Annotated in this window: 11 protein-coding genes; all 11 read left to right on the top strand. The window is 72.0% G+C overall.

Annotation, left to right across the window (positions count from 1 at the left end; translation table 11 throughout):
* Window positions 1-164: 164 nt before the first annotated feature.
* The 11 genes from thrS to pdxS all read left to right on the top strand — a co-directional run bounded on the left by thrS (window position 165) and on the right by pdxS (window position 11,494).
* Entirely contained in the window at window positions 165-2,144 is a 1,980-nt protein-coding gene (thrS, locus tag NI17_RS13025) for a threonine--tRNA ligase (protein ID WP_068688957.1), read from the top strand.
* Window positions 2,145-2,299: 155 nt separating this feature from the next.
* Window positions 2,300-3,067, top strand: coding sequence for an acyl-CoA thioesterase (locus NI17_RS13020; protein WP_068688959.1), 768 nt, complete (start codon window positions 2,300-2,302; stop codon window positions 3,065-3,067).
* 354 nt (window positions 3,068-3,421) lie between these two features.
* Complete coding sequence (locus NI17_RS13015; RefSeq protein ID WP_068689167.1) at window positions 3,422-5,080, top strand: DUF885 domain-containing protein; 1,659 nt, start codon at window positions 3,422-3,424, stop codon at window positions 5,078-5,080.
* 108 nt (window positions 5,081-5,188) lie between these two features.
* Window positions 5,189-6,019, top strand: a complete 831-nt coding sequence (locus NI17_RS13010; protein ID WP_068688964.1) for a TerC family protein — start codon at window positions 5,189-5,191, stop codon at window positions 6,017-6,019.
* A gap of 96 nt (window positions 6,020-6,115) precedes the next feature.
* Window positions 6,116-6,673 (top strand): HIT family protein, encoded by a 558-nt coding sequence (locus NI17_RS13005; protein WP_068688966.1) that lies wholly within the window; start codon window positions 6,116-6,118, stop codon window positions 6,671-6,673.
* Window positions 6,670-7,044, top strand: a complete 375-nt coding sequence (locus NI17_RS13000; protein WP_068688968.1) for a thiol-disulfide oxidoreductase DCC family protein — start codon at window positions 6,670-6,672, stop codon at window positions 7,042-7,044. The genes NI17_RS13005 and NI17_RS13000 overlap by 4 nt, the downstream gene beginning before the upstream one ends.
* 66 nt (window positions 7,045-7,110) lie before the next feature.
* Window positions 7,111-7,743 (top strand): phosphatidylinositol phosphate synthase, encoded by a 633-nt coding sequence (gene pgsA, locus NI17_RS12995; protein ID WP_068689168.1) that lies wholly within the window; start codon window positions 7,111-7,113, stop codon window positions 7,741-7,743.
* A gap of 2 nt (window positions 7,744-7,745) precedes the next feature.
* A complete protein-coding gene (locus NI17_RS12990; protein ID WP_234401719.1) occupies window positions 7,746-8,666 on the top strand; it encodes a phosphatidylinositol mannoside acyltransferase in 921 nt (306 codons plus the stop codon).
* Window positions 8,667-8,670: 4 nt separating this feature from the next.
* Window positions 8,671-9,810: a glycosyltransferase family 4 protein gene (locus NI17_RS12985; RefSeq protein WP_119267829.1), complete on the top strand. Its 1,140-nt coding sequence runs from the start codon at window positions 8,671-8,673 to the stop codon at window positions 9,808-9,810.
* Window positions 9,807-10,376, top strand: a complete 570-nt coding sequence (locus NI17_RS12980) for a hypothetical protein (RefSeq protein ID WP_068688970.1) — start codon at window positions 9,807-9,809, stop codon at window positions 10,374-10,376. The genes NI17_RS12985 and NI17_RS12980 overlap by 4 nt, the downstream gene beginning before the upstream one ends.
* Before the next feature lie 191 nt (window positions 10,377-10,567).
* Complete coding sequence (gene pdxS / locus NI17_RS12975; RefSeq protein ID WP_068689172.1) at window positions 10,568-11,494, top strand: pyridoxal 5'-phosphate synthase lyase subunit PdxS; 927 nt, start codon at window positions 10,568-10,570, stop codon at window positions 11,492-11,494.
* Window positions 11,495-11,754 lie beyond the last annotated feature (260 nt).

The following is an 11,754-nucleotide window of genomic DNA, read 5'->3' as shown; positions in this document are numbered from 1 at the left end:
GAAGCTCCCGTCCGTGGACCTACCCGCGACGCCGCCGGATGCACCACCGGGTCGGGGGGCGGCGCGCACGGTCGGAGCCCGCTAGCATCGGAGTGACCGGACGACCGCGCGACCGGCCGAGCCGGTCGCCAGCGACGAGATCTTTCCAGACCAGAGGAGACACCGTGTCCGCCGTGCCTGAACTGCGTATCACCCTCGCCGGAACCGAGCGTGCGGTGGCGGCGGGCACCACGGCGGGCCAGGCGTTGGAAGCGGACGGGCGGACCGTGATCGCCGCACTGGTCAACGGGGAGCCCAGGGACCTCGCCCACGGGCTCGCCGACGGCGACGTCGTGGAGGCGATCCGTATCGACTCCGAGGAGGGCCGCGCGATCCTGCGCCACTCCTGCGCCCACGTGCTCGCCCAGGCCGTCCAGGAGCTGTTCCCCGAGGCCCGGCTGGGCATCGGTCCGCCCGTCGAGAACGGCTTCTACTACGACTTCGACGTCGCCGAGCCGTTCACCCCGGACGACCTCAAGCGCATCGAGAAGCGGATGCAGGAGATCGTCAAGCAGGGGCAGCGGTTCTCCCGACGCGCCGTCGCCGACGACGAGGCCCGCGCCGAACTCGCCGCCGAGCCCTACAAGCTGGAGCTGATCGGTCTCAAGGGCGGCGCGGACGAGGCCGCGGAGGGAGCCGGCGTCGAGGTCGGCGCGGGGCAGCTCACCATCTACGACAACCTGCACCCCCGCACCGGCGAGGTGTGCTGGAAGGACCTGTGCCGCGGTCCGCACCTGCCCAGCACCAGGGTGATCCCGGCGTTCAAGCTGATGCGCACGGCCGCAGCCTACTGGCGCGGCAGCGAGAAGAACCCGCAGTTGCAGCGGATCTACGGCACCGCCTGGGAGAGCAGGGACGCGCTCAAGTCCTACCTCACCATGCTGGAGGAGGCGGCCAGGCGCGACCACCGCAAGCTCGGTGTGGAGCTCGACCTGTTCTCCTTCCCCGACGAACTGGGGTCGGGGCTGGCCGTGTTCCACCCCAGGGGCGGGGTGGTGCGCAAGACCATGGAGGAGTACTCGCGCCGCCGCCACGAGGAGGCCGGGTACCAGTTCGTCAACACCCCGCACATCTCCAAGGCCAGGCTGTTCGAGACCTCCGGGCACCTGCCCAACTACGCGGACGCCATGTTCCCGCCCATGCAGTTCGAGGGGGCCGACTACTACCTCAAGGCCATGAACTGCCCCATGCACAACCTGATCTACAGGTCACGGGGCCGGTCCTACCGCGAGCTGCCGCTGCGGCTGTTCGAGTTCGGCACCGTCTACCGGTACGAGAAGTCCGGCGTGGTGCACGGCCTGACCCGGGCGCGCGGGTTCACCCAGGACGACTCGCACATCTACTGCACCAGGGAGCAGATGCCGGGCGAGCTCGACAGCCTGCTCACCTTCGTGCTCGACCTGCTGCGCGACTACGGTCTCAGCGACTTCTACCTGGAGCTGTCCACCCGTGACGACTCCCCGAAGTTCATCGGCGAGCCGGAGGAGTGGGAGGAGGCCACCGAGATCCTGCGGCAGGCCGCCCAGAAGCAGAACCTGGAACTGGTCATGGACCCGGGCGGGGCCGCCTACTACGGTCCGAAGATCTCCGTGCAGGCCAAGGACGCCATCGGCCGCACCTGGCAGATGTCCACCCTCCAGGTCGACTTCCAGCAGCCCAAGCGCTTCGAGTTGGAGTACCAGGCCGCCGACGGTTCCCGGCAGCGCCCGGTGATGATCCACCGCGCCCTGTTCGGCTCCATCGAGCGCTTCTTCGCGGTGCTGCTGGAGCACTACGCGGGCGCCTTCCCCGCCTGGCTGGCCCCGGTGCAGGTCGTGGGCATCCCGATCACCAGCGAGCACGTGCCCTACCTGGAGGAGGTGGCGCGCAGGCTGCGCGAGCACGGGGTGCGGGCCGAGGTCGACGCCGGTGACGACCGGATGCAGAAGAAGATCCGCAACGCCCAGAAGCAGAAGATCCCCTTCATGATGCTGGCCGGTGACGAGGACGTCAGCAGGGGCGCGGTCTCCTTCCGCTACCGCGACGGCTCCCAGAACAACGGCGTGCCCATCGACGACGCCGTCACCGAGATCCTCACCGCGATCCGCGAGCGCCGCCAGGTGTGACCGGGGCGCGGCCGGGCCGGAGGCGGAACGCCTCCGGCCCGTCGTGTTTCCGGGGGTGGGTTTGTTTCTCCAACTCACCGGCTGCTACGCTCGCGCCGTCCAGTTGGTTGGTTTTTCCAACGCACCTGTCCGTGCGCGATCCCCAGGAGACACCCATGACGGTGACCCCCGACGACACGCTGACCATCGACCGCTCCTGGTGGTCGTGGAGCGGCGTCCACGGCGGCCTGCTCGCCTCCCTCATGGTCGACCGGCTGCACGCCGACCACCCCGGCCGGCGGCTCCGCGGCCTCTCCGTCGGCTTCCTCGCCGCCGCGGACGAACGCCCCATCGCGCTGGAGACCACCGTGCGTCCGGCGGGCCGCACCACCGTCTTCGCCGACCTGCTGGCCGTCCAGGGCGACGACGCCGTCGCCACCGCACAGGCCGTCCTCGGCGTCAACCGGACCGGGCCCGCCTACACCGACCTCCCGGCCCCCGCCGCGCCCCCGCCCGACGGTCTCGAAACACTGGGCTTCCCCGTCGAACTGGTGCCCTTCGCCCAGCACCTGGAGTTCCGCCCGATCAGCGCCGCCCGCCCCTTCGCCGGTGGCGACAGCGCCGACCTGGTCGCCTGGGTGCGCCTGCACGACGGACGCCCCCTGACCCCCGCCACGGTCACCCTCCTGCTGGACGCGTTCGCGCCCGCCCTGTACGCGGTGCTGCGCGACCCGGTCCCCATCCCCACCGTGCAGATGAACGTCCAGCTCACCCCCCACCTGGACGGCGGCCCCGTCGAGGGGTGGGCGCTGGGGCGCATCCACACCCGCCACGCCGGTGACGGCTGGGCGGTCGACGACAGCACGATCTGGTCCGCGTCGGGAGAGCTGCTGGGCCTGTGCCGCCAGACCCGCCGCGTCATCGTCCCCGCCGAGCGGGGGTGAGGGCACGGCGATCGGTGACACGGCGGAGGCGGAAGCGGAACCGACCGGGCCCGCAAGGTGCGCGGGTACGCGGCCTCCGGGGTGCCCGCCTGCCTGCTCGCCGACCCGCTGAGGAGACCGCGGCGCTGTTCGCGGGCAGCCCGCCTCCCGGGTCGACCAGCGCTGCGCCCGGGTGGGACCGGGGGAGACGACCACCCTTCCCGATCCCCTCGACCTGACCCCCGACACCGCCGCGTTCCCCGCCGACGGCTGACACCCTGCGCGGATACCCGTCCGTCGGGGCGGGGCGCTGGCAGGATGGAGGTGATGACTCCGCCAGCCGAACCCCAGCAGCCCGACCCCGGCGTCAACGCCATGACCGACCGGTTCCGCGCCACCGCCGAGAAGATCCTCGACCGGCTGCTCGCCGACCAGCCCGAATGGGCCCTCCAACTCGGCGACACCCGCCATGCCGGACAGCTCGCCGAACGCTCGCCCGAAGCCTGGCACCACCGCGCCGACGTCCTCGCAGACGGGCTGCGCGCCCTCGACGACATCGACGACACGCTGCTGCCCGCCGCCGACCGCGTCGACCTGGAGACACTGCGCACCAGGCTCGGCGCGGACCTGTGGCGCACCACCGAACTGCGCCCGCACACCTGGGACCCGCTGCACACCCTCCCCGGCGACGCGCTGTACGCGATCCTGCACCGCGGCCCCCTCACCCGAGAGGAGCGCCTCACCGCGCTCGCCACCTACTGCTCGGCCGTGCCGCGCCTGCTCGACCAGGCGCGCGCACTCCTGGCGGACGGCCCCGGAACACCCCGCGTGCACGCCGAGACCGCCATCGGCCGGGCCCGGAGCGCCGCCGCGATGCTGGGCGCGGACGTCGACCGGCTGCTCGCCGCCGACACCGGCCGCCGCCCCGGCCTCGACGCGCTCCGCGACACCGCGCGCCGGGCGCTCACCGACCACGCCGCCTGGCTGGAGTCCCGCCTGGACACGGCCGTCGCCGATCCGCGCCTGGGGGAGCGGGACTACGCCGCGCAGCTGTGGTACACCCTCGACTCCGAGCTGGGGCCGCAGACCCTGCTCACCCGTGCCGAAAGCGACCTGATCGCCACCGAGGAGGAGATCGCCGAGGTCGCCGCCGAGTACGAGGGCCGTCCCCGCCGCCCCGGCCAGGTCCGCGAGGTGCTCGACCGGCTCGCCGACGAGGGGGCGTGCCCACCCGGCACCGTCCGGCCGCTGTGCGAGGAGGCCCTCTCCCACCTGACCGCCCGCACCGCCGCCCTCGACCTGGTCAGCCTCCCCGACCACCCGGTGCGCGTCGTCGACATGCCCGAGGTCCGCCGCGGCGTCGCCGTCGCCTACTGCGACCCGCCCGGACCGCTCGCCCCGCCCGCCGACGAGCCCACCCTGGTCGCCGTCGCCCCGCCGCCCGCCGACTGGCCGCGCCGGCGCCGGGAGTCCTTCCACCGCGAGTACCACATGTTCGCGCTGCGCAACCTGATGGTTCACGAGGCGGTTCCCGGACACGCGCTCCAACTGGCCCACGCCGCCCGCCACACCGGCCCCACCAGGGTGCGCTCCGTGCTGCGCAGCGGTTCCCTGATCGAGGGCTGGGCCGTCTACGCCGAGGAGGCCCTGGCCCGCGCGGGCTGGACCGGCGACGGCGGAGCGGACGACCTGGCGCTGCGCCTGGCCCAGTTGAAGATGCGGCTGCGCACGGTCCTCAACGCGATCGTGGACGTACGGTTCCACACCGGCGACCTCGACGAGTCGGGCGTTATGGCGTTGCTCACCGAACGCGGTCACCAGGAGGAGGGCGAAGCCGCGGGCAAGTGGCGGCGCGTCCAGCTCACCAGCGCCCAACTGGCCACCTACTACGTGGGGTACCGCGAGGTCAGCGACATCGCCCGGGACCTGGCGGCGGCGCGTCCGCACGCCGGCCGGCGCGCCCTGCACGACGCGATGCTCGCCCACGGGTCGCCGTCGCCCCGGCACCTGCGCACCCTGTTGGAGCTGGACTGAGCCCCCCGGGCCGGTGTCTTTTATACGAAGCTTATTTTCTCTGCTCTAGAGTCCTTCCGCTTCTGCCCCTGTCCCGCCCCGCCCCTAGTCCCGGAGCCGCGAGAATCCATGGCCGCTGACCTCATCATCGGATTTCTGACGCTGACGCTGTTGGAGATCGTGCTCGGGATCGACAACCTCGTCTTCATCTCGATCCTGTCCAACAAGCTGCCCGAACACCAGCGCGGCAAGGCCCGCAAGGTGGGCATCGGCCTGGCACTGGTCACCCGCCTGCTGCTGCTGGCCTCCATCAGCTGGATCATCCAGCTCACCCATCCGCTCTTCTCGATCGGCTCGCTGGAGTTCTCCGGCCAGTCCCTCATCCTGCTCGCCGGTGGGTTCTTCCTGCTGGCCAAGGGCACCTACGAGATCCACGAGAGCCTCGAAGGCGACCACGGCCACAAGAGCTCCAAGGGAGCCGCGGTGTTCGGCGCCGTGGTGGCCCAGATCGTCGCCCTCGACATCGTCTTCTCCCTCGACTCGGTGATCACCGCGGTGGGCATGATCGACCCCGCGGGCGGCGGCATCTGGGTGATGGTCGCCGCCGTCGTCATCGCCGTCATCGTCATGCTCTTCCTGGCCAACCCGCTGTCGGAGTTCGTCAACAACCACCCCACCGTCAAGATGCTCGCCCTGGCCTTCCTGCTGCTCATCGGCATGAGCCTGGTGGCCGAGGGCTTCCACTTCCACATCGAGAAGGGCTTCATCTACGCGGCCATGGGCTTCTCGGTCTTCGTCGAGGTCCTCAACCTCCTGGCCACCCGGCGCCGCAGGAAGAAGCCCGAGACGGAGACCAGCACCCCGGTCAAGCTGCACAGCCGCTACACCGAGGACGCCGACGCCACCGAGGACGGCACTCCCGGGACCGACACCCCCAGGACCGACCCCACCGCCGTCTGACCCCCGATTCCGGGCCGTGCCGGGCCGCCCCGACCACTCTCGGGGCGGCCCGGTTCTATGCTTGCGTTGCAAGGACGAGAAAGGCGGTCGGTGACTATGCAGCGCGAAACACCGGAAGGCGGTGCGAGCCGGGAGACACGCGGTCCCGACGGTTTCCAGCGGTTGTGGACCCCGCACCGCATGGCCTACATCAGGGGCGAGAACAAACCGAGCGGGTCGGAGTCGGGCGACGGCTGCCCGTTCTGCCGCGCCCCCGCACTGCCCGACGAGGAAGGACTCGTGCTGGCCCGCGGCAAGACCGCCTTCGCACTGCTCAACCTCTACCCCTACAACAGCGGACACCTCATGGTCTGCCCCTACCGGCATGTCGCCGACTACACCGGACTCGACGAGGACGAGACAGCCGAGATCGCCGCGCTCACCCGGGCGGGCATCACCGCGCTGCGCTCCGCCTACGGACCCCAGGGCTTCAACGTCGGCATGAACCTGGGCTCCGCCGCGGGCGCGGGAATCGCCGCCCACCTGCACCAGCACGTCGTCCCCCGATGGGGCGGCGACACCAACTTCATGCCGGTCGTGGGCCAGACCAAGGTGCTGCCGCAGATGCTCGGACAGACCCGGGAACTGCTCGTCGAACACTGGCCGCAGCCGTGAACGCCCCGCTCCTCGTCTACGACGGAGACTGCGGCTTCTGCGTCTCCTGGGTGCGGGCCGTCGAACGCCGCGTCACCGACGGCGTCGGCGTGGAGACCGCGGCCTGGCAGGACCTCGACCTCGACGAGCCGCTGCGCCGACGCGCCCGCGAGGAGGTGCTGCTGCTGCACCCCGACGGACGCCGCGTCTGGGGCGGCGTGGACGTCGCCGCGGTGCTCCTGCTCAACAGCGCGCACCCGTACTGGCGGCCACTCGGCTCGCTGCTGCGCCGGCCGGTGATCCGCGACGCGGGAGCGGCCCTCTACCGCTGGGTCGCCCGCAACCGCCACCGACTCCCGGGCGCCCCCACACGTTGGACGACCGGAGAGTGAGTTTCCCCGAGTCCAGGCGAAGCAGTTCCGATGACCGGACCCCGACTCTACGACGATGAAGAGATCATGCTGAGAATCCTGCGTCCCGCCACCGCCCGACTGCTCACCCCCGTCGGCCGCGGCCTCGTGCGTCTCGGCGTCACCCCGAACACGGTCACACTCGTGGGAACGGCCGGTGTCGTCGTCAGCTCGCTGGTCTTCTACCCCTTGGGCCACCTCTACATCGGCACCATCGTCATCACGTTCTTCGCGCTGTTCGACATGCTCGACGGCGCGGTCGCCCGAGCCTCCGCAGGCAGCAGCGCCTGGGGGGCGTTCCTCGACTCCACCCTGGACCGGCTCTCCGACGCGGCCATCTTCGCGGGACTGCTGGTGTGGCTCATCGGCGGCGGACGCGACGAGACCCTCGCCTGGCTCACCCTGTTCTGCCTGATCAGCGGATTCGGGGTGTCCTACATCAAGGCGCGCGCCGAATCCCTCGGCGCCAACTGCGACGTCGGCGTCGCCGAACGCACCGAACGCCTCATCCTCGTGCTGGTGGCCGTCGGCCTGCACGGGCTCGGCGTCCCCTACGTCCTGGCCGCCGGACTGTGGCTGCTGGCCCTCCTCAGCGCCGTCACCGTCGTGCAGCGGCTGGTCGAGACCCGCATCCGACTCACCGAAGCCGACCGGACCACCACGGAGACCGAGACCCCCTGAGCATGATGCGCCCCGCCACCAAGGACAGCGCGGTCACCGCGGCCTACTCACTGGGCTGGGCCCTGGTCAGGCACCTGCCCGAACGGCTCGGCAGGTGGGCGTTCACCAGGATCGCCGACCACGCCTGGCGCCGCCGCCTGGGCGGGGTGCGGCAACTGGAGGCCAACCTGCGCCGCCTCCTCGGCCCCGACGCCACCCCCGCGCAGTTGCGCGCGCTGTCCAGGGCGAGCATGCGCTCCTACCTGCGGTACTGGTACGAGCTGTTCCGCCTGCCCGCGATGGACCCCCACCACATCCTCGACCGCACCCGCAGCAGCGGGATCGAGGACCTCCAGGCGCGGCTGCGGCAGGGCCGCGGCGTCGTCGCCGCCCTGCCGCACATGGGCAACTGGGACCACGCGGGCGCCTGGATCACCCTGCGCGGCACCCCGCTGACCACGGTCGCCGAACGGCTGCGCCCCGAAGGCCTCTTCCGGCGGTTCACGGCGGTCCGCGAGAACCTGGGCATGGAGGTCCTCCCACTCACCGGAGGCACGGCCAACACGGTCGGCACCCTCGCCCGCCGACTCCGCTCCGGCGGACTGGTGTGCCTGCTGGCCGACCGCGACCTCACAGCCCAGGGAGTGGACGTCGTCTTCTTCGGCGAGCCCGCGCGGATGCCCGCCGGACCCGCGGCACTGGCGCTGACCACGGGCGCGGCACTCATGCCCGTGTCCCTGTGGTTCGACGGCTCCTGCTGGGGCATCCGGGTACACGAGGAGATCGCGCCCCCCTCCCACGGCGACCGCGCGGCGCGCATCCGCGCGATGACCCAGGAGATGGCGCACGTCTTCGAGAAGGAGATCGCCCAACACCCCGAGGACTGGCACATGATGCAACCCGTGTTCACCGCCGACCTCGCCGCCCGGCCTGGGGAGGGGTGAGGTGATGAGAGTCGGCCTGGTCTGCCCCTACACCTGGGACGTCCCCGGAGGGGTGCAGCAGCACGTCGGTGATCTGGCCGAAGCCCTCATGGAACTCGGCCACGAGGTGTCGGTGTTGACCCCCTGCGACTCCGACACCGAGCTGCCCGCGCACATCGTGTCCGCGGGGCGCGCCGTCCCGGTTCCCTACAACGGCTCGGTGGCCCGCCTGTGCTTCGGGCTGCGCGCCGCGAGCCGGGTCCGCCGGTGGATCCGCGACGGCGCCTTCGACGTGCTGCACGTCCACGAGCCGATCGCGCCCAGCCTCTCCCTGCTGGCCTGCTGGGTGGCGGACGGCCCCATCGTGGCCACCTTCCACACCTCCAACCCGCGCTCGCGCGCCATGGCCGCCTCCGCGGCGATGCTGCACACCGCGCTGGAGAAGGTCAACGGCGGTATCGCCGTCTCCGAGGCGGCCCGCAAGACCCTGGTCGAGCACCTCGGCAAGGACGCCGTGCTGGTCCCCAACGGGGTGTGGACACGCCGCTACGCCGACGCCGACCCGCTGCCGGGCTGGCCCGGACCGGGCGGTGCGATCGGTTTCCTCGGCCGCATGGACGAACCCCGCAAGGGACTGCCCGTGCTCCTGGACGCCTTCAACGAGCTGGGGCGCCGCCGCCCCGGCCTGCGCCTGCTGCTCGCCGGACCCGGCGACGCCGAGGAGGCCCGCGCCAGGGTCGACTCCGAACTGCGGGACCGGGTGGTCGCCCTGGGGCGGGTCAGCGACGCCGACAAGGCCCGCGTCTACCGTTCCGTGGACGTCTTCTGCGCGCCCAACGTGGGCGGCGAGAGCTTCGGGATCGTCCTGACCGAGGCCATGTCCGCGGGCGCGGCGGTCCTGGCCAGCGACATCCCCGCGTTCAGGCACGTGCTGCGCGGCGGCGCGGCCGGGGAGCTCTTCGCCGTCGCCGACCCGCGCTCCCTGGCCGAACGGGCCGACGCGCTGCTGGACGCCCCGGCACGCCGCGCGGAACTGTCCCGCGCGGCACGCCTGGCCGTACGCGCCTACGACTGGACCGCGGTGGCCACCGACGTGGTGCGCGTGTACGAGACGGTGCTGCCCGCCGGAACCGGCGGGCTGGTCGGTGTGGGGACCGGCAGGTGAACGTCGCCGACGTGCTCGCCGTCGTCAGTACCCTCCTGGTACTGCTGGCGGTCTCCTTCTACCTGTCCTGGCGGGCCACCCGACTGGACCGACTGCACACCAGGTTGGAGACGGCGCAGGCCGCGCTCGACGCGGCGCTGGCCCGGCGCGGCGCGGTGGCGGGTGAGCTGGCCGTGTCCGGAGTACTGGGACCGGCCGCCGGCATGCTGCTCTCCGACGCCGCGGCCCGGGCCCGCCGCGCCGAGGAACGGGCCGACCGCGAACTCGCCGAGAGCAACCTCTCCCAGGTCCTGCGTGCGGTCCTCGCCGAGACGCCCCCCGGGTCGGGCGGCGACCTGGTCGCCGAGGCGCACGCCGCCGCCAGGCGCGTCCACATCGCCCGCCGCTTCTACAACGACACGGTCACCGCCATCCACACCGCCCGCTCCTCCCGCCTGGTGGGCGTGCTGCACCTGGCCGGACACGCGCGGCTGCCCGCCTACTTCGAGATGGACGACGAACCCCCCGCACCGGTCGACCAGCGCTGGGACGGCTCCCCGACGCGGGGCGACGGGAATGACCGGTGACGGGGCGGCGTTGTGTCAACGGGTCGCCATTCCGGCGCAACCCCGCGCCCCAAGGCGCCACCTTGTCCACAGAAACGGACAAAGCGGGACCTACCATGGAGGCGCGGGAGCGGGAGGCCGCCTCGGGCGGCGCGCGCCCCACCCAATAAGATCCTCCTCGCATCGAGACGATAACCGTGTCCACCGAGAACATGGAGCCCACAGCCGTGACCAACACCGCCGAGAACACCACCGAAAGCACGGTCGGCACCGACCGCGTCAAGCGCGGCATGGCCGAGCAGCTCAAGGGCGGTGTGATCATGGACGTGGTCACACCGGAGCAGGCCAAGATCGCCGAGGACGCCGGAGCGGTCGCGGTCATGGCCCTGGAGCGCGTCCCCGCCGACATCCGCAAGCAGGGCGGTGTGGCCCGCATGTCCGACCCGGACATGATCGAGGGCATCATCAACGCCGTGTCCATCCCCGTCATGGCCAAGGCCCGCATCGGCCACTTCGTCGAGGCGCAGGTCCTGCAGTCGCTGGGTGTGGACTACATCGACGAGTCCGAGGTGCTCACCCCCGCCGACGAGGCCCACCACATCAACAAGTGGAACTTCACCGTGCCGTTCGTGTGCGGCGCCACCAACCTGGGTGAGGCGCTGCGCCGCATCGCCGAGGGCGCGGCCATGATCCGCTCCAAGGGCGAGGCCGGGACCGGCAACGTCGTCGAGGCCACCCGCCACATGCGCCAGATCCGCGCCGACATGAGGCGCCTGAAGACCCTCGACGACGCCGAGCTGTTCGTCGCGGCCAAGGAACTGCGCGCCCCCTACGAACTCGTCAGGGAGGTCGCCCGGGAAGGCAGGCTGCCGGTCGTGCTGTTCACCGCCGGGGGCATCGCCACCCCGGCCGACGCCGCCATGATGATGCAGCTGGGCGCCGAGGGCGTCTTCGTCGGCTCCGGCATCTTCAAGTCCGGCGACCCCGCCAAGCGCGCCGAGGCCATCGTCAAGGCCACCACCTTCTACGACGACCCCGACACCATCGCCGAGGTCTCCCGCGGCCTGGGCGAGGCCATGGTCGGCATCAACCTCGACGAGCTCGACGACACCCAGCGCTACGCGGGACGCGGCTGGTAGCAGCCCGTCCGCCCGCGTGCGGGGCGCCCGGTGCGGCCACCGGGCACCCCGCACGGTGGGGGAGGACGGGGTCGCCGAGCCCCCGGCCGAGGTGCGGAGCGCACCGCGGCCCCCGGAGGCGGACCCGCCCGCGCCTTCCCTCCTCCCGCGCTTTCCGGGCCGGTCCGGACCCGGGGTGTCGGCCTGTGGTGGCCGGTGTTCTTCTCTCCGGTCTGTCCGCGGAGCGCGGGTGGGTCGCGGCGCCGGGCGCGCCTGCCCAC

This window comes from Thermobifida halotolerans (assembly GCF_003574835.2).
GTDB classification, from domain to species: Bacteria; Actinomycetota; Actinomycetes; order Streptosporangiales; family Streptosporangiaceae; genus Thermobifida; species Thermobifida halotolerans.
This window is presented reverse-complemented; position numbering and strand designations above follow the sequence as displayed.